Source organism: Paenibacillus sp. JDR-2, assembly GCF_000023585.1.
Classification (GTDB): Bacteria; Bacillota; Bacilli; order Paenibacillales; family Paenibacillaceae; genus Pristimantibacillus.
This window is the reverse complement of record NC_012914.1, coordinates 3,922,620-3,941,117: the sequence shown is the minus strand read 5'-3', so window position 1 is coordinate 3,941,117 and position 18,498 is coordinate 3,922,620. Positions and strand designations below refer to the sequence as shown.

Annotated in this window: 21 protein-coding genes; all 21 read left to right on the top strand. The window is 49.1% G+C overall.

Features of this window, described 5'->3' with window-relative positions; all coding sequences use genetic code 11:
* Positions 1-91: 91 nt before the first annotated feature.
* The 21 genes from trmFO (at position 92) to fliY (ending at position 18,482) form a co-directional block, all read left to right on the top strand.
* Positions 92-1,423: an FADH(2)-oxidizing methylenetetrahydrofolate--tRNA-(uracil(54)-C(5))-methyltransferase TrmFO gene (trmFO, locus tag PJDR2_RS17460; RefSeq protein WP_015845039.1), complete on the top strand. Its 1,332-nt coding sequence runs from the start codon at positions 92-94 to the stop codon at positions 1,421-1,423.
* A gap of 83 nt (positions 1,424-1,506) precedes the next feature.
* Positions 1,507-2,052 carry an ATP-dependent protease subunit HslV gene (gene hslV, locus PJDR2_RS17455; RefSeq protein WP_015845038.1) on the top strand — a complete coding sequence of 182 codons (546 nt, stop codon included), beginning with the start codon at positions 1,507-1,509 and terminating at the stop codon, positions 2,050-2,052.
* Positions 2,053-2,069: 17 nt separating this feature from the next.
* Positions 2,070-3,473, top strand: coding sequence for an ATP-dependent protease ATPase subunit HslU (hslU, locus tag PJDR2_RS17450; RefSeq protein WP_015845037.1), 1,404 nt, complete (start codon positions 2,070-2,072; stop codon positions 3,471-3,473).
* Positions 3,474-3,511: 38 nt separating this feature from the next.
* Positions 3,512-4,282 carry a GTP-sensing pleiotropic transcriptional regulator CodY gene (codY, locus tag PJDR2_RS17445; RefSeq protein ID WP_015845036.1) on the top strand — a complete coding sequence of 257 codons (771 nt, stop codon included), beginning with the start codon at positions 3,512-3,514 and terminating at the stop codon, positions 4,280-4,282.
* Positions 4,283-4,518: 236 nt separating this feature from the next.
* Positions 4,519-4,926: a flagellar basal body rod protein FlgB gene (flgB, locus tag PJDR2_RS17440; RefSeq protein ID WP_041613497.1), complete on the top strand. Its 408-nt coding sequence runs from the start codon at positions 4,519-4,521 to the stop codon at positions 4,924-4,926.
* Between the two features lie 6 nt (positions 4,927-4,932).
* Complete coding sequence (gene flgC, locus PJDR2_RS17435; RefSeq protein ID WP_015845034.1) at positions 4,933-5,388, top strand: flagellar basal body rod protein FlgC; 456 nt, start codon at positions 4,933-4,935, stop codon at positions 5,386-5,388.
* A gap of 29 nt (positions 5,389-5,417) precedes the next feature.
* Positions 5,418-5,729, top strand: coding sequence for a flagellar hook-basal body complex protein FliE (gene fliE, locus PJDR2_RS17430; RefSeq protein ID WP_015845033.1), 312 nt, complete (start codon positions 5,418-5,420; stop codon positions 5,727-5,729).
* Between the two features lie 41 nt (positions 5,730-5,770).
* Positions 5,771-7,354 (top strand): flagellar basal-body MS-ring/collar protein FliF, encoded by a 1,584-nt coding sequence (gene fliF / locus PJDR2_RS17425; RefSeq protein ID WP_015845032.1) that lies wholly within the window; start codon positions 5,771-5,773, stop codon positions 7,352-7,354.
* Between the two features lie 11 nt (positions 7,355-7,365).
* Entirely contained in the window at positions 7,366-8,379 is a 1,014-nt protein-coding gene (gene fliG, locus PJDR2_RS17420; RefSeq protein ID WP_015845031.1) for a flagellar motor switch protein FliG, read from the top strand.
* A complete protein-coding gene (locus PJDR2_RS17415; RefSeq protein WP_015845030.1) occupies positions 8,372-9,208 on the top strand; it encodes a FliH/SctL family protein in 837 nt (278 codons plus the stop codon). The genes fliG and PJDR2_RS17415 overlap by 8 nt, the downstream gene beginning before the upstream one ends.
* On the top strand, positions 9,195-10,520 hold the full coding sequence (fliI, locus tag PJDR2_RS17410; RefSeq protein WP_015845029.1) for a flagellar protein export ATPase FliI: 1,326 nt from the start codon (positions 9,195-9,197) through the stop codon (positions 10,518-10,520). Before PJDR2_RS17415 ends, fliI begins: the two co-directional genes overlap by 14 nt.
* A gap of 10 nt (positions 10,521-10,530) precedes the next feature.
* Positions 10,531-10,980 (top strand): flagellar export protein FliJ, encoded by a 450-nt coding sequence (fliJ, locus tag PJDR2_RS17405; protein WP_015845028.1) that lies wholly within the window; start codon positions 10,531-10,533, stop codon positions 10,978-10,980.
* Between the two features lie 41 nt (positions 10,981-11,021).
* Positions 11,022-11,918: a MotE family protein gene (locus PJDR2_RS17400; protein ID WP_265525192.1), complete on the top strand. Its 897-nt coding sequence runs from the start codon at positions 11,022-11,024 to the stop codon at positions 11,916-11,918.
* A gap of 24 nt (positions 11,919-11,942) precedes the next feature.
* Positions 11,943-13,397 (top strand): flagellar hook-length control protein FliK, encoded by a 1,455-nt coding sequence (locus PJDR2_RS31955; protein WP_015845026.1) that lies wholly within the window; start codon positions 11,943-11,945, stop codon positions 13,395-13,397.
* 45 nt (positions 13,398-13,442) lie between these two features.
* Entirely contained in the window at positions 13,443-13,991 is a 549-nt protein-coding gene (locus PJDR2_RS17390) for a flagellar hook capping FlgD N-terminal domain-containing protein (RefSeq protein ID WP_015845025.1), read from the top strand.
* Positions 13,988-14,362: a TIGR02530 family flagellar biosynthesis protein gene (locus tag PJDR2_RS17385; protein ID WP_015845024.1), complete on the top strand. Its 375-nt coding sequence runs from the start codon at positions 13,988-13,990 to the stop codon at positions 14,360-14,362. Before PJDR2_RS17390 ends, PJDR2_RS17385 begins: the two co-directional genes overlap by 4 nt.
* A 246-nt stretch (positions 14,363-14,608) precedes the next feature.
* The gene (gene flgG, locus PJDR2_RS17380) at positions 14,609-15,421 is read left to right on the top strand and encodes a flagellar basal body rod protein FlgG (protein WP_015845023.1); all 813 of its coding nucleotides are present in this window, start codon (positions 14,609-14,611) and stop codon (positions 15,419-15,421) included.
* Positions 15,422-15,496: 75 nt separating this feature from the next.
* Positions 15,497-15,718, top strand: coding sequence for a flagellar FlbD family protein (locus PJDR2_RS17375; RefSeq protein ID WP_015845022.1), 222 nt, complete (start codon positions 15,497-15,499; stop codon positions 15,716-15,718).
* A gap of 2 nt (positions 15,719-15,720) precedes the next feature.
* Positions 15,721-16,083, top strand: coding sequence for a flagellar basal body protein FliL (locus tag PJDR2_RS17370; protein ID WP_015845021.1), 363 nt, complete (start codon positions 15,721-15,723; stop codon positions 16,081-16,083).
* Between the two features lie 142 nt (positions 16,084-16,225).
* Positions 16,226-17,227: a flagellar motor switch protein FliM gene (fliM, locus tag PJDR2_RS17365; protein WP_015845019.1), complete on the top strand. Its 1,002-nt coding sequence runs from the start codon at positions 16,226-16,228 to the stop codon at positions 17,225-17,227.
* Entirely contained in the window at positions 17,217-18,482 is a 1,266-nt protein-coding gene (fliY, locus tag PJDR2_RS17360; protein WP_015845018.1) for a flagellar motor switch phosphatase FliY, read from the top strand. The genes fliM and fliY overlap by 11 nt, the downstream gene beginning before the upstream one ends.
* The last annotated feature ends 16 nt before the right edge of the window (positions 18,483-18,498 follow it).

Sequence of the window (18,498 nt, the reverse complement as noted above, 5' to 3'; positions counted from 1 at the left end):
AAACAGATGCGGCCACACTACAGTCCTCCCTTAAACGGGGAGGACAGCTGTGTTTTCACTGCCGTGTTAGCATATATTGGAGGTCTTTACATTGTCAGTTCAACAACCAGTCATCGTAATCGGAGCAGGTCTAGCAGGAAGCGAGGCAGCATGGCAGATTGTATCCCAAGGAGTACCTGTCATTTTGTACGAAATGCGTCCTGAGACTAAAACGCCTGCCCATCATACAAAAAACTTTGCCGAGCTCGTGTGCAGCAACAGCTTGCGCGCCAATGGCCTCGCTAACGCAGTAGGCGTGCTCAAGGAAGAGATGCGCCGCCTGAACTCTCTGATTCTCGGAAGCGCGGATCGTCACGCCGTACCTGCGGGAGGGGCGCTTGCCGTTGACCGTGACGGATTTTCCGGAGAGGTAACCCGTCTTCTGCATGAGCATCCGCTTGTAGAGGTACGTACGGAAGAAGTAACGGATATTCCGGAAGACAGCATTGTGGTAATCGCTACCGGCCCTCTTACCGCACCTTCGTTGTCCGAGAAGATCCGCAACTTGCTTGGCGAAGAATATTTCTACTTCTATGATGCGGCAGCTCCGATCATCGAGAAGGATTCCATTGATATGAGCAAGGTCTATCTGGCATCCCGTTACGACAAGGGCGAAGCGGCTTATCTGAATTGCCCGATGACCGAGGAAGAGTTCGAGATCTTCCATGAGGCATTGACGACAGCGGAGACAGCAGCATTAAAAGATTTCGAGAAGGAAGTATATTTCGAAGGCTGCATGCCAATCGAAGTAATGGCCAGCCGCGGCAAGCAAACGGTGCTCTTCGGACCGATGAAGCCGGTTGGCCTTGTTAACCCGCATACCGGTAAACTTCCTCATGCCGTTATCCAGCTGCGCCAGGATAATGCGGCCGGGACTCTCTACAACATGGTAGGCTTCCAGACGCATTTGAAGTGGGGCGAGCAGAAGCGCGTATTCTCCCTGATCCCGGGTCTTGAGAATGCGGAATTCGTTCGTTTTGGCGTTATGCACCGCAATACTTTTATTAACTCGCCGCGGGTAATGGAGCCGACTTATCAATTGAAAAACCGCAGCACTTTATTCTTCGCCGGTCAAATGACGGGCGTAGAAGGTTATGTCGAGTCCGCTGCTTCGGGCCTTATTGCCGGCTTTAATGCCGCAAGACTCGCCCGTGGTCTGGAACCTCTGGTGCTGCCGGAAGATACAACGCTCGGAAGTATGGCGCATTACATCACGACGGCAGATTTCAAGCATTTCCAGCCGATGAATGCGAATTTTGGCTTGTTCCCGCCGCTGGAGAACCGGATTCGCAATAAGAAAGAAAAGAATGAAGCGATTGCGAACCGAGCCCTGGATAGTCTGGAACGATTCAAGAAGGAACATTTCGATCATCTGAACGTATAACAGTCGAAAGCTGCTCCGCTTAAGGGCAGCGCAGCCTTTTACGCTTGAACTTAATAATCTGCAATCTATAGGAGGGCGAAGAGATGGATATGGAATTTCACGCCACCACGATATGCGCGGTGCGTCACGAAGGTAAAGGAGCAATTGCCGGAGATGGCCAGGTAACCTTTGGAAACAGCGTCGTGATGAAAAATAAAGCGAAAAAAGTTCGCCGTTTGTACCGCGGGCAAGTCATCGCCGGCTTTGCCGGTTCGGTTGCCGATGCGATTACGTTATTCGAGAAGTTTGAGGCGAAGCTGGAGGAGCATCACGGAAACCTTCAGCGTGCGGCCGTTGAGCTGGCAAAGGACTGGCGTACTGACCGCATTCTCCGCAAACTCGAAGCTCTGATGCTGGTTATGGATCAGTCCGGATTGCTTCTTATTTCAGGCAACGGGGAAATAATCGAACCGGATGACGGCATTCTGGCTATAGGCTCGGGCGGCAATTATGCTCTCTCCGCAGCAAGAGCACTACAGAAGCATGCTCCCCATATGGAAGCAAAGGATATCGCAAGAGCAGCGCTGGAGACGGCTGCCGACATATGCGTTTATACGAATCATAATATAATTGTAGAAGAAATTGGTTGAAGCGGAGGAGATATCATATGGTAAATCAAGCTTTTACCCCTCGTCAAATCGTAGCCGAGCTCGATAAATATATTGTGGGCCAAAAGCCAGCAAAACGCTCTGTCGCCATTGCACTCCGTAACCGCTATCGCAGAAGCATGCTCGACGAGACGCTTCGCGACGAGATTGTTCCGAAAAACATCCTGATGATTGGTCCTACCGGCGTGGGTAAAACGGAAATTGCGCGCCGTCTGGCCAAATTGGTCAAAGCGCCCTTCATTAAAGTGGAAGCGACCAAATTTACCGAGGTAGGTTATGTCGGCCGTGATGTAGAGTCAATGGTACGGGACCTGGTAGAGACAGCAATACGGATGGTGAAGGCAGAGAAGACGGAAGCTGTTCAGGATAAAGCAGAGAAACTTGCAAATGAACGTCTGGTATCGCTGCTTGTTCCATCCAAAGTAAAAGAGAAGCAATCAAAAAACCCTTTCGAAATGTTGTTTGGCAATCAGCAAAACAATAAGGAAACGGTAGAAGAGCCGGAGCAGGATAACGTTGTTATCTCTAAACGTTCACAGGCACGCGATGACCTGGCTGCAGGTAAGCTCGAGAACGAAATCGTAGAGGTTGAGATCGAGGATAACAGCCCTACGATGCTTGATATGCTTGGCGGTCAAGGACCGGATGGTTTAGGCGGAATGAACATGCAGGATATGCTGGGACAATTCATGCCGAAGAAAACTAAGCAGCGCAAATTGGCTGTAAAGGAAGCCCGTAAAGTACTCATTCAGGAAGAAGCCAACAAGCTGATTAATATGGATGATGTCATTGCCGAATCGGTTTCCCGCGCGGAGCAGACCGGTATCATTTTCATCGACGAAATTGATAAAATCGCCAGTCCGTCCAGAGGCAATGGTCCTGACGTGTCACGCGAAGGCGTTCAGCGCGATATTCTTCCGATTGTGGAGGGTTCCACGGTCGTGACGAAATACGGTCCGGTAAAAACGGATTATGTTCTGTTTATCGCAGCCGGCGCATTCCATGTGGCGAAGCCGTCTGATCTGATTCCCGAGCTTCAGGGACGTTTCCCGATCCGGGTAGAATTAACATCGCTTAGCCTGGAGGATTTCGTCAGCATTTTGACGGAGCCCAAAAATGCACTGACGAAACAATACGCAGCCCTTCTGCAAACAGAAGGTATTGCGATTGAATTTTCTGACGAAGCCATTAAAGAGATTGCGTCGATTGCAGCCGATTTGAACCGGAATACCGAAAATATAGGTGCCCGCAGACTTCATACCATCTTAGAGAAGCTGCTAGAGGATCTCTCCTTCGAAGCACCGGATATTACCTTAGACCATATGGTCATAACTCCCGAATATGTACGTGAAAAAGTGGGAGGCATTGCGAAAAATCGCGATTTGAGTCAATATATATTGTAGTTGAAAAGTAGTTGGGATGAGCTTTGGGAGGCTTTGGAATGACTTTACTTACAAAAACAAGAACGTTGAACCGGCTGCTGCAGAGAGCAGCCGGCAAAGCGCTCAATTTCAGAGAGATGGCTGAGGTATTGTGCAGTACCATACAGACCAATGTGTTTGTGGTCAGCCGTAAAGGAAAGGTTCTAGGCTGCGCAGCCGTGAATCCTTATGATCATGACACGCTTCGTTCGATGTCTGTAGAAGAGCTGCGATTTCCGCAAGTGAGTAACAGCCTATTTCTGGACATGCAAGAACCCGTAACAAACGTTGCTCCGGATGCGGGGGTCTATGAGACTTTCCCGGCAATTGGCGAACAAGAAATCATGACTGTAGTACCAATTACTGGGGGCGGAGACCGTCTCGGAACGCTTGTTCTGACACGCACGAACGGTTCCTTCGATGATGACGATCTTGTGCTGGCCGAATACGGTTCGACAATTGTCGGCATGGAAATCTTGCGTGAACGCGCAGAAGAGGTTGAACAGGAAGCGCGCAGCCGTGCGGTTGTTTCGGTTGCGATCGGATCGCTTTCCTTCAGCGAGCTCGAAGCAGTAGAGCATATTTTCGAGCAGCTGGAAGGGAAAGAAGGACTGCTAGTTGCATCCAAAATCGCGGATCGGGTAGGCATTACAAGGTCCGTTATCGTTAATGCCCTGCGCAAGCTGGAAAGCGCCGGCGTTATCGAAACGAGGTCGCTGGGGATGAAAGGGACCTACATCAAAATTTTAAATACCCAGCTTCTTCAGGAATTGGAAAAAATTAAGCAATAATTTCCTGGGACTACCATCCTATTGGGAATTCATCGAAAAGCCCTATCTTGAATTTAAAGATAGGGCTTTTTTCTTATTGTAATATTTTGGACAATTGTTGAATATTATCATGTCGGCAAAACTCGACAGTTTCGTCTCATTTTTTTCATAATTTAATGTCGAACAAAGAAGGAATGGTTCGCAATCTGTTGAATACTTTACTAAGATCTTCTAATTGAAAGTGGTGACACAGGAACGTGAATCTATTGAATGGCACATCATTTGGGCGATTGGAAGGCGCGCTCAAGGCTTCAGAATTGCGACAAGGGGTCGTAGCCAACAACATCGCAAATGTCGACACTCCAAACTTTAAACGCTCGGAAGTTTTGTTTGAAGAGCTTCTCAGTCAAGAAATGGGAGGACAAACGGCGCTTCAGGGCAAGCGGACAAACGAGCGTCATATTCCGATAGGCAGGACCAGCGGAATAGTCCCAACCGCACAGATACAGACCGATAACTTGTCCGAGATGAATAACAATGAGAACAACGTCGATATCGATCGCGAGATGTCATTGCTCGCTAAAAATCAACTCAGCTACAATTTTTATATTCAGCAAATCAATCACGATGTGAAGATGATGAAGACAGCCATTGAAGGGAGATAACAGGAAGTGAGAATTTCCAGCAGCTTTGACGCCAGTGCTTCCGCACTAACCGCACAGCGTTTGCGAATGGACGTTATTTCCTCAAACATCGCAAATGCTGAAACAACCCGCGCCGGTTATGTAAATGGCCAATTCGTTCCGTATAAAAGGAAAATGGTCGTACTTGAACCGATGACGCAAAACTCCTCTTTCTCCGATCTGCTGAACAAGCAGCTTGAAGGGACTTCCGGAGCACAAGGTGTAAAGGCAACTAGAATTATCGAGGACCAGTCGCCTACCAAGCTTGTCTATAACCCAACTCACCCGGACGCGGATGCGGACGGATATGTCCATATGCCTAACGTTGATGTGGCAAAAGAAATGGTCGATATGATTTCGGCATCTCGTTCATACGAAGCTAACGTAACAGCATTGAATGCGTCTAAAGCCATGTTTACGAAGGCGCTGGAGATTGGAAAGTAAAGTAAAATAACGATGACGGAGGGACGGGCATGATTCAACCGTTGCAACTTAATCCCGCACAAGCCGTTAACAAACTGCTTGAAACTGCGAAGCCGCAGCAGCAGGCAACACCTGCTGAGTCAATGAATTCTTTCGGGCAATACTTGGAGAGCGCACTGAATAGCGTGGATGCACAGGAAAAAGAGGTACATAAGTTAAACGATAAATACTTAATTGGCGAGGTTGATGTTTCACAGGTCCTCATCGCAACTCAGAAAGCAGAGCTTAGCTTACAGCTGACGACGCAAATTCGCAATAAAGCTATTGATGCTTATCAAGAAATTATGCGAATGTCAGTGTAATAGGGCTTTCGAACTAGATAGAAGCTGGGTGAGGTGACAACGTGAACGAAAGAATCGCCCAATACCGCCAAAGACTCACACAGTTTTGGGGGCAGATGGGCAAAAAACAAAAAATAGGGCTGGGGGCATCCATTGGTGCATTGTTGTTAACAATCGTGATTTTGACTTACATATTCACAAGAACGGATTACGAAGTAGCATTTCAAAACCTTGACACCACAGATGCAGCAGCAATTATGACTTACTTGGACGGAAATGGTATTCCTTATAAATTAAGCGCGGACGGACAAAGCATCTCGGTACCCAGCGCGGTAGCGACAAGAACCCGGGTTGATGTTGGTTCACAGGGGCTTGTTCAGAACGGATCGATAGGTTTCGAGGCTTTTGAAGGCGGGAGTGCCTTCGGACAAACCGAAAATGAATTTAACGTGAAGTACATTAACGCTCTTAACGGCGAAGTACAGCAATTGCTCAACCGGATGCAAGGCGTACAAAGCTCGAAAGTACTCATCAACCTTCCGAAGGAATCGGTATTCCTGACTCCGGAAGAGAAGGAGCAGGCATCTGCTTCGATCATGATGAACTTTACGCCGGGCTACAGGCCAAGCCAGCAAGAGGTTGACGGTTATTACAATCTGGTGAAGACGGCGGTTCCGAAGCTAGCGGTTCAGGATATTACGATTTCAAGTCCGCAAGGCGAGCTGGTTTCCTCCGAAATCGACGGCAACAAGATTGGCGCGGCTACCGATGCGGCTGAAAGTCACTTCATGATTCAACGGAAATACGAAGCAGAAGTGAAGAAAAATATTCAGCAGTTCCTGTCCCCGATGCTTGGAGACAATCTGGTAATCAGCGTTGCCAGCAGCTTCAACTTCGACAAGAAGGTGACTCAGGAGAACCTGGTCAGACCACTTGAGAACAACAACAATAACGGTATTATCGTAAGCGAACAACAAGACAACAGCACAACGACCAATGGTTCGGCTAATGCAGGCGGTGTCGCCGGTACGGGAGAAACGGATGTGCCTGGTTATACGGCAACCGACAATACGAACGGTTCCTCCGAGCAAAGCTCGCGGGTGACCAACTATGATTACGACCGTATCAACAATCAGATTGAATCGGCTCCGTATCAGTTGAAAGATTTGTCGATCAGCATTGGTGTCGAGCAGAGCAAACTGACGGACCAGTCCCGGCAAGAGTTAACAAATTTCCTCAGCTCTCTTGTTCGCGCGCAGTTGGCTGATTCCGGTCAAGATGTTAATGATGACGCAATGATTGCGAAAAAGGTTACGATTCTCGGCCAGAATTTCGCAGCAACGGATGCGGGAACTTCTTCCAGCGGTCTTTCGATGCAATGGGCGATTGGACTTGGCGCAGCAGCACTTGCTTTGATCGGCGGTCTTACCGTTATGCTGGTTCGCAGACGCAGAAAACAGGCTGAAGAAGCGGCAGCGGCTGAAGCAGCTGCGATGATGGAAACGCAGGCTAAACCGGAATTCCCTACGATTGATTTTGAAACAGTTAACAACGACAGTCAGGCTAGAAAAAATCTCGAAACACTCGCCAAACGCAAGCCGGAAGAATTCGTCAACTTGCTCCGCACCTGGCTTGTGGATGAATAGAGGTGGCTCCCGTGGCAAAACCGCTTAATGGATTAACCGGTCGGCAAAAAGCGGCGATTCTGCTTATTACACTTGGGCCAGAAGTATCTGCCCAAATCTTTAAACATTTGAGAGAAGAAGAAATCGAACAGCTTACTCTCGAAATTGCCAATGTCCGCAAAGTAGACAGTGCGGAGAGAGAACAGATTTTGAGCGATTTCCATCAAATCTGTCTGGCACAGGAATATATTTCGCAAGGCGGTATCTCGTACGCGAAAGAGATTTTGGAGAAAGCGCTTGGCGAGCAAAAGGCTGTTGAGGTCATTAACCGTTTGACGGCAACGCTTCAAGTCAGACCGTTTGACTTTGCCCGCAAGGCAGAACCCACTCAAATCCTTAACTTTATTCAAAACGAGAACTCGCAGACAATCGCGCTCGTCCTTTCGTATTTGCAATCCGAGCAATCCTCGCACATCTTATCGTCCTTGCCGCAAGAGAAGCAGGCGGATGTTGCCCGCAGAATTGCCTTGATGGACAGTACTTCACCTGAGGTTATCAGTCAGGTCGAACGTGTTCTCGAGCAAAAGCTCTCTGCTACGGTAACACAGGACTATACGAACGCAGGCGGCATCGATTCTATCGTTCAAATTCTGAACGGCGTAGACCGCGGTACGGAACGGACCATTCTGGACGCCCTCGAGATCGAAGATCCGGAATTGGCGGAAGAAATCAAGAAACGCATGTTCGTCTTCGAGGATATCGTCAATATCGACAATCGTTCGATTCAGCGCATCATCCGCGACGTGGAAAACGCCGATCTTCAGCTCGCCCTCAAGGTGGCAAGCGAGGAAGTGCGGGAAGCGATCTTCCGCAACATGTCGAAACGGATGTCCGATACGTTCAAGGAAGAAATGGAATTTATGGGTCCTGTCCGGCTGCGTGATGTTGAAGAAGCTCAGACCCGTATCGTCGCAACGATTCGCAGGCTAGAAGAAGCCGGCGAGATCATCATCGCCCGCGGCGGAGGAGATGATATCATTGTCTAATTTGATAAAGTCTTCAAGCGTAATCGCGCTTGATCAGCTGAAACAGCTTTATTGGCTTAACAAACATGCTGCTGAGCAAGTAGCGGTGACCGAAGAGATTATTGAAGAGGCAGGGCCGGATGAAGAGACTATCTCCATTCGCGACCAGATCATCTCGGATGCACAGAACTTCGCTGAAGAACGTATTCGTGAAGCCGGCGAACAAAGCGAGCAATTGCTGGCACAAGCGGAAGCCGATATCGACGCCTGGTGGCTTGAGAAACGGCTGGAAGATGAAAGGCATTCCGAAGCTTCCCGTCAAGCAGGCTTTGAGCAAGGTTATGCTGAAGGCCAAGCGCATGCCGAGCAAGCATTGCAGCAAGAATGGGAGAGTCGTCTGGAAGAAGCCAATGCAGTCCTGAAATCCGCTTATGAAATGCGCGAGCAGATTATTCAAGAGGCTGAGCCCTTTCTGGTAGAGCTTAGCGTCTCTATCTCGGAAAAAGTAATCGGCAGACAATTGTCGGAAGCGCCTGAAATGGCACTTGAACTGATCCGTAAAGCATTGTCGAGACGAAGAGAGCAAGGCGTTATCGCCCTTTGCGTTGCTCCTGGGCAGTTAGCTTTTGTCCAGGCTGCGAGGGAAGAGCTTAATCTTGTTATCGACTCGCAGGCAGAGCTTCAAATAATTCCGGACGCTTCGGTTAAAGATTTCGGATGTGTCATCCGTTCCGCTTACGGAAGCATAGATGCACGGATTGATACGCAGTTGTCCGAGATCAAGCGCGAGCTTGTACAGCTTGCCAACCAAAGCCATGAAGAACGGAGCATGCCGGATGAACGGTATTAAACTGGACAGCTCCAAATATATGGACCAGCTTCGTCATCTTGATCCTGTCCGCGTAAATGGCAAGGTCACACAGGTTATCGGACTTACCGTGGAATCGGAAGGGCCCGATGCAAGTATCGGCGATGTATGTCTGATCTACCCGGCTAAGGGTGCCAAACCGATTAAAGCAGAAGTCGTAGGCTTCCGCGATAATAAAGTCATTCTAATGCCTTTGGGCGAATTGCATGCGATAAGCCCAGGCTGTGATGTTGTCGGGACAGGAAAACCGTTATCGGTTCAGGTTGGTTCCGAATTGCTCGGCAAGGTGCTTGACGGTTTGGGTAAGCCTCTTGACGGATCGTTTCTGCCTAGCCGCATGCAGCAATATTCGACTCATAACGAACCTAGCAATCCGCTTGCGCGTCCCAGAGTCCAGGAAACTTTAAGCATTGGAGTCCGCGCGATCGATGGTCTGCTTACCGTTGGCAGAGGCCAGCGCGTAGGTATTTTTGCAGGCTCTGGTGTTGGTAAAAGTACGCTTCTTGGCATGATCGCCCGGAATACGTCCGCCGACGTAAACGTCATTGCTTTAATTGGCGAACGAGGCCGCGAGGTACTTGAATTTATCGAGAAGGATCTTGGTCCTGAAGGACTTGCCCGCTCGGTTGTTATTGTAGCTACCTCCGATCAGCCTGCTTTAATCCGGATTAAGGGAGCGCTTATTGCTACTTCCATTGCGGAGTATTTCCGCGACCGCGGACTGAACGTCATGCTGATGATGGACTCGGTTACCCGTTACGCAATGGCGCAGCGTGAAGTTGGCCTTGCCATTGGCGAGCCGCCTGCAACAAGGGGTTACACGCCTTCCGTATTTGCCACGCTTCCCAAGCTTCTGGAAAGGGCGGGAACAGGGCCTAATGGCTCAATTACCGCGTTCTATACCGTTCTGGTTGACGGCGATGACATGAACGAACCGATAGCCGACGCGGTGCGCGGTATATTGGACGGTCACATCGTGCTAAACAGGCAGCTTGCGAATAAAGGTCATTTTCCTGCGATTGATGTTCTGGCGTCTGTGAGCCGTGTCATGAAGGAAATCGTGACGGAAGAGCATCAGGAAGCGGCAAATGAGTTAAAGATGTTACTCTCTGTTTATAGAGATTCGGAAGACCTAATCAATATTGGGGCGTACCAGAGGGGTACAAACGAAAAAATTGATACGGCAATCGAAAATATTGATGCAATCTATCAATTTACAAGACAAAAGACAAATGAAAAGGTCACTCTGGCCGATTCAAAGGAAAGATTATTACAGGAATTCCACGGGAGATGACGACGGGTAAATGGCAGCCTTTCGATACGCTTATCAAAAAATCGTAGACTTGAAGTCAAGCGAGAAGACGCAGGCTGAGTGGCAGCTCTCTTCAGCAATTGGTGTTCTGCAGGCGGAAGAACTAAGTCTTTCGGAGCTGCGGATGAAACGGGCAGAGTGGGAAAACAAGCAGCACGAGAGCTCAAGTGAAGCTGTTCCTCTCGCTGAGCTGCAGTTGATGCAGCATTATCTGGAATACTTGGATTCCTGCATTGCAAGCAAGCTTACGGATGTTAAGCAGGCTGAACGAAAGGTTGAATATAACCGGACAAACCTCGCGGACCGAATGAAGGATGAGAAGGTTTGGCTTAAAGCGAAAGAGCATGCCAAAGACCGGTTCCGGCATGTAATGCAGATCAAGGAACAAAATGAGCTGGATGAAATGGCTACCAACCGCTTCAAGGTATCCCTTCCATCATGATCTGCGGCGCAAGGTAAAGGGAGTGAATGACAGTGTCGGATATGGAAATGGAGAAGCAGGGGTACAGCGGCTTCGAACGGTTGATGTTTTTTATGACGCCGATCTTGTTTACGATTGTCCTTTTGGGCGCGTTATATGTTTTGTTTAATACGGAAACCCGTAATCAAATGCTGGAGATCGGCAACTCGATTCCCTATCTGAAGGATGTACTTCCCGATCCCAAAACAGCAGACGGAAAAGCTAACGACGACCAGCTCAAATCAGCCAACATGAGCCGTAAGATTGATGAGCTCCAGGCGCAGCTGCAGGAGAAGGAAGCCGAGCTTGCACAAACCAACCAGACTAAGGCAACCCAAGAGCAAGAATTAAAGAGCATGCAGGATCAGATTAATTCGCTTAAATCTTCTAATGAAGAAAAGGCTGCGGACGATGCCGCTTATCAGGCGAAAATCCAAGAGCTTGCGAGCATGTACAGCAAAATCACCCCAAGTAAAGCAGCTCCTATTCTGCAGAGCATGACGATGGATGAAATGGTGCTTGTCTTGGATTCCATGAGACCGGACGACAGGGTGCGGATTTTGGAGAAAATGAACCCGCAAACGGCTGCTGACGCAACGATGGCGCTGAAGGATACCGTAACGGCGAAGGACAGGCAGATTGCCGCGCTGCAGGCTGAGCTGAAGAAAGCCAAACCAACGGAAACCAAGCAGCCTTCCTCGCAGCTGAGCAGCGATCAATTGAGTGCTACATTCGCAGCGATGGACGCGAAGAGCGCGGGAGAACTATTAATTAAAATGGCCGATATCAGCCCAAGTAAGGTTATCCGCATTCTGAATACCGTGGATGACAAGACTCGCTCAGGGATTTTGGCGGAAATGTCCGGCATTAATCAAAAGATTACCGCACAGCTGATGTCCAAGCTGATGGCAGGCAGCTAAGAGAGAGAGGAGGTGAATCAAAATATGGAGATGATCATTCCTCAAGTCTCAACGCCAGCACCAGCCGCGACAACAAACAACGTATCTACGCAAGCGAAATCAGGCGGAAATGACAAATTTCAAAAGACGCTAGCCAATCAGATGAAAGGCGACAAAGGCGCTTCGGATAAAACCGGCGCATCTTCATCTGCAGCGGATAAGGCTGACAATGCGCAGCAAGCCGTTTCCGGTAAGGATGCGCACGCAGCGAACGATGCACCGGCAGTCAATCAGGCAGGCGAAGCGACAGCTGCGGCAGGCAGTGCTGCCGTAACGGAATCGGATGTTTTGACCGATGCAACAGCTGATCTGATGGAAATCATCGATCAATTGCTTGCCGATTTGGAAAAGATCAAGTCGGATTTGTCCGCCCCATCGGCAGACAGTCAAGATCAGGATATGTCGGAGCCAGCTTCGATGCTGGATCAACTTCAGGCTTTGCTTGCTCTTTTAGGGATTCCGATGCCGGTACAGCTTCAGACTCAGGCAAGCGATGCTTCCAATCAGTCGTTGACAGGGAATCAGGATACAAATCAGCAGCTGGCAGCAATCGTAAGCAAGGTTCAGGATTCCTTGCTGCAGCTTCAAACGGCAATGCAGGAAGGAACAATGAAGCAAATCGGACTTCAAGAGCCAGTCCAGCTAATCGGGCAGCAGCTTGGGGCTCTGCAGCAATTCGTTCAAAAGCAGAAAGATTTGAGCAGGCGTACAGAACAGCCTGTCGTGTCGGCTCAACAAGCGCCTGAAATAACAGTTACAACAACTGCGCCCGCGGTATCCGTTCATTTGCAGCGATTGACTGAGCGCGCTGTTCATCCGGTTGCGATAGCAGCGGCAACCGACCAGCAAGTAACGAAGGAAGAGACGGAAGCATCCAGTGAAACAGACGAGCAGGCACCGATATTAACAACCGGTCAGTCATTTGCTGATGTCATTCGTCAAACGGTGCCTCATGCAGCAAAGCTAGCGCCTATTGTGCAAGCGTCCGTTCCGGTTACCGATTTCGCGGACAATATGAAGGATTTTATTCAAAAGCTGAATATCAAGCATGGCAACGGTATGTCGGAAGCAACCATTCAGCTGTTTCCTAAAGAGCTTGGACAGGTTGACGTACGCATAACGATGCATAACGGGCAACTCACGGCTTTGTTCCACGCGGATAACGCAAGCGCTAAGGATGCGCTCGACAATCAGATGGCGCAGTTAAGAGTTGCTTTGCAGCAACAGGGTTTGTCAGTCGACAAGCTTGAAGTAACATACGGCCAGTCGGCCGCGCATTTATCCAACGGCCAGCATGGCCAGGGAACCGGCCAGCAGGCTTTTTCCAATCAAAATAAATCCAAAGGCGACGGGTTGCAGGAGGATTTTGAGTCTGATGTTGCCGAGCAGCAGGCGATACAAGATCTAGGCTACGGACGTGCTGTCAATGTGACGGCTTAATCAAATGCTCCTTAGACGGTACGCGTGTAGGATGGAGGTGAGTTTATGGCGACAGTATCTTCGAAAGTCATGTGGCCGAATTACAGCACTTCGAACGTGAAGGCAGCAGGCAAGGATACCGATAAAAATGCGTTAGGCAAGGATGCGTTTCTTGAATTGCTCGTAACGCAGCTGAAGAATCAGGATCCGCTGCAGCCGCAGGATAACGCCGCATTCATTACGCAAATGGCGCAGTTTACTTCTGTTGAGCAGCTAATGAACATGTCGGATCAGCTTTCTTTACTCAATCAAAATCTTGGCACGGCATCTTCCATTATCGGGAAAACCGTTTCCTGGTATGAACTGGATGATGCAGGCCAAACCAAGCTGATGTATGACGCGGTTAATTCAATCGTTTCTCAGGACGGTACTTTGTATGCCAAATTTGCGGATGAAACCATGATTAAGCTTAGCGATGTCGTGACCGTATCCGATAAAGCACCTGAAGCTAATCAACCTGATGACGGTAGTGAAGAGTCGGACGGGAATGGTGAAACGGCGGGAACGGCAGATACAAATTCTAGTTCAACCGAACAGGAAGATGGTTCCGTATGAGTGACGGAGTGAAAATCAGCCATCTGTTTCCTGTCGGTGCGCCGCCTCTGACCGGTGCCAAGAATACTCCGCGTCCGCAGCAAGCCGGTGGCTTCAAGGATATGCTTGATGCCAAGGTGCTTAAATTCAGCCAGCACGCAGAAGTGCGGATGAAGCAGCGCGGAATTCAACTGCAACCGGAATCGCTGACCAAGATTATGAATGCGGTGGATGAAGCCGAGTCTAAAGGCGCAAAAGATTCCTTGATTGTAATGAAAGACATTGCGATGATTGTTAACGTTCCTAGCCGTACGGTAGTCACTGCAATGGACGGCAAGCAAATGCAAAGCAATGTTTTTACGAATATCGACAGTGCGGTGATCTTAAGCTAGGGCTGGACCGATAAGGGGGCCCTTTGGCTGCCGACCGACTGAAGCAGCCAATCATTAAGCACGAGATTCAATTGTGTGCTAATTCTTTAAGCGAAAGCTTACGAAGCAAGAATCATCACGATTTGGCCATAACATGTCCAATTGTGTGCTAATTCTTTAAGCGAAAGCTTACGAAGCAAGAATCATCACGATTTGGCCATAACATGTCCAATTGTGTGCTAATTCTTTTTAGGAGGAGTTATATAAATGCTTAGATCCATGTATTCCGGCGTATCGGGTATGCGCGGTTTCCAAACAAAGCTTGACGTAATCGGCAATAACATCGCAAACGTCAATACGGTAGGATTCAAGGGCGGCCGGGTTATGTTCAGCGATATTCTGAGCCAGACCACTTCAGGGGTTACGGCATCTCTCGAAGGAGAGCAGGGCGGCGTCAACGCGAAGCAGATTGGTCTTGGCGTCACGATCTCAGCGATCGATACTATCCATACACCTGGCAGCGCGATGACAACAAACGTGCCAACCGACCTTCGCATTGACGGTGACGGATTCTTCGCAGTATCCGCCGGAGGCGATTCTCCTACCTATCTGACACGCGCAGGTAACTTCACATTGGATGGTAACAGACAGTTGGTTAATGCCGACGGCATGTTTGTTCTATCGTCCGATGGTGAGCCGATTGTTCTCGGAGAGGATGTAACGTCCTTCTCGATCGGACAAGACGGTTCGATTCTTGCGGTAACAGCGGACGGTACGGAAGCCGTTGCGCAGCTTGGAGTCGTAAAAGTGGTTAACCCGAGCGGTCTGGAGAAAGTAGGCGGCAATCTGTACCGGGTAACGGCCAATGCCAATCCGGACGGCGAGTTCGAGATCGTAACGGCAGATGATCCTGAACTTGGTACAGGCGCCATTATCGCTGGCCAGCTGGAGATGTCGAACGTCGACCTGACGAATGAATTCACCGAGATGATCGTTGCACAGCGCGGTTTCCAGGCGAATTCCCGTATCATCACCACATCCGACGAGATTTTGCAAGAGGTTGTTAACTTGAAACGTTAATAGTTTCGGGCAATAACTATCGGTCATGACTGAAGGGGGCTGCTCTCAGCCCCCAAATCAGCGAGGGGGGAGCTTATGATTACCGTAACTCGATTGAATGGCTCGAAGCTGATGATTAATGCTCTTCTTATCGAATTGATAGAAGAAACTCCGGATACGATCATTACGCTCACTACGGGTAAAAAATTTATCGTAACGGAGAGCGCAGCCGAGCTGGTACAGCTAATTCAGAGTTATATTCGTTCAATCGGCGTTCTAGCAGCGACCCAGAAGATCGAACAAACGGAGGGTCCATAGAGATGAAAAAAATGTTGCCATGGCTAGTCACTACCTTGCTAGCAATAACGCTGATCGCAATTGTATCCATCATTTTGTACAAATCGTTTTTTAACGACACAGATAAGCCCGACCCGGAAAAAGCGCCTGTTACGGTGAAGCATCTTTCTGCAGACGAGCTGGTGTCCGTTACTTCCGAGCTGAAGGATTTCAAACGCAACTTGAAAGATTCGGACTATGTCGTTGTTATGAGCTTTGCGTTCCAGCTGGACAGCAAGAAGACAAAGGAAGAGTTCGATAAGATTCTCGAAATTGAGGTAAGGCCAATTATTAACCGCACGGTTGCCGATTTGACGGCAGCTGAGCTTAACGGACTCGCAAGGTGAGGATATGCTGGAATCGAAGCTTTTGAATCTGATTAATCCAATTCTGCCAGAAGGCAAAAAGCTGGTTAAAGTAGAAATTACGAATTTTATCATGCAGCAGTTATAAGCTTGTTGCCGACATTCCTTGAAGGGGGTGAGAGGATTGGTTGATGTATTATCGCAGAATGAGATAGACGCGCTGCTAGCCGCTTTGTCATCGGGTGAGATGGATGCGGATGAACTGAAAAAAGAAGAGGTTACGCGAAAGGTTCGAGTCTACGATTTCAAGCGCGCTACTCGATTCTCGAAGGATCACATACGAAGCTTAACACGCATACACGAAAACTTCGCGCGATATTTGACAACCTATTTCTCAGCGCAGCTTCGTACATTCGTTCAGATCAATGTCGTGCAGGTCGAGCAGCTGCCGTACGATGAATTTATCCGCTCGATTCCGAAGATGACGATTCTGAACATATTTGAAGCGGAGCCGCTGGAAGGGCGCATGGTGCTCGAAGTTCATCCTAACGTTGCTTATGCCATGCTCGACAGAATGCTGGGCGGGCAGGGGATGGCGCCTTCCAAGATCAACAATCTGACCGAGATCGAGACCATTATTATGGAACGTATTTTCGCCAGGGCGTTTGAAAGCTTGCAGGAAGCATGGAAGACGGTCATTGATATTTCGCCGCGTCTGGAGGCGCTGGAGACGAATCCGCAATTTATGCAGATTGTCTCTCCGAACGAAACGATCGCATTGATCTCGCTCAGCACAAAGATCGGCGATACGACGGGGATGATTAATCTATGTATCCCGCATGTCGTTATTGAACCGATTATGCCGCGGTTGTCTGCCCACCACTGGTTCGTCTCCCAGAAAAAAGAGAGAATTCCAGAAGAAGTTGAAATGCTGGAGCAGCGCGTGAGCAAAGCGAAGCTTCCAATCGTTGCCGAGCTTGGCGAATCGGTCATTACGATCAAAGAATTTTTGGGTCTCGCGGTTGGAGACGTCATTTCGTTAAATAAACCGATAGATGACGGACTTCGCATTAAGGTTGGCGAGAAGCTGAAGTTTATCGGAAGCCCGGGCTCCGTCAAGGATCGGATTGCCGTGCAAGTGGATCTAGTTGTCAGCGAAGGAGCGGAAGAAGAAAATGACGAGTAAAGATTATTTATCGCAAGAGGAAATAGACGCGTTGCTTAATCAGACAGCCAGCGAGCTCGCATCATCGCAATCGCAGGCTTCCGAATATCAGCTGTCGGACTTCTTGTCTCCGATCGAGCAGGATGCTCTGGGGGAAATCGGCAATATCACGTTTGGCAGCGCAGCTACGGCTTTATCGACGTTGCTAGGAAAGAAAGTCGATATTACTACGCCTCAGGTTACCTTCATTAAACGCGAGGATCTTGCGAATGAATTTCCTAAGCCGCATGTTGCGGTCAGCGTACAGTACGTAGACGGCTTCCAGGGGATTAATTCATTAGTTATCAAGACAAAAGACGCTCAGGTCATTGCGGACCTTATGCTCGGCGGAGAAGGGGATGTAACGCTTCAGGAGCTGAACGAGATTCATATTAGCGCCGTTCAGGAAGCGATGAACCAGATGATGGGCTCGTCCGCAACATCGATGTCTACGATATTTAACCGATTCGTTAATATTTCGCCTCCGGGTATCGATATTCTCGATGTAGACAGCGGCGGCGGAATGGGGCAGCTCCCGACTGAAGATGTGTTTATCAAAATCTCTTTCCGTTTGACGATTGGGGACTTGATAGATTCAACCATCATGCAACTTCTTCCTGTACCGTTTGCCAAGCAGATGGTTGCCATTCTGATGGGTGACGTTGAAGAAGAAATTGCAGCGGCTCCGGCTGCGCCGGTTCCTGCGCCTGAGCCAACACCGGCCCCGGCGGCGGCAGTAACGCCAGCGCCTGCACCGGCTCCGCAACAGGCGTATCAAGATCCGTATCAGCAAGCTCCTGCGGCAGCGGCAGCGCAATATAATCAGCCGTATAATCCTTACCAGCAAAGCGCGGCATTCGATATTCAGATGCAGCCACAGGGACCTCAGACCTATGGTCACGCGGCAAACCGAAACGTAAATGTTCAACCTGTACAGTTCGCAAACTTCAATCAAGCGCCATATGTACAAACAGATGAGACAAACCTCAATTTACTTCTCGACATACCGCTTAAAGTTACCGTAGAATTAGGAAGGACCCAAAAGCAAATTAAGGATATTCTGGAACTGTCCCAAGGCTCCATTATCGAGCTGGACAAGCTGGCCGGTGAACCTGTCGACATCCTGGTGAACAACAAGCTGATCGCCAAGGGAGAGGTTGTCGTCATAGATGAGAACTTTGGTGTACGGGTAACGGATATCGTAAGCCAATGGGACCGCATTCAAAAATTGCAATAATACTCTAGGAGGAAAA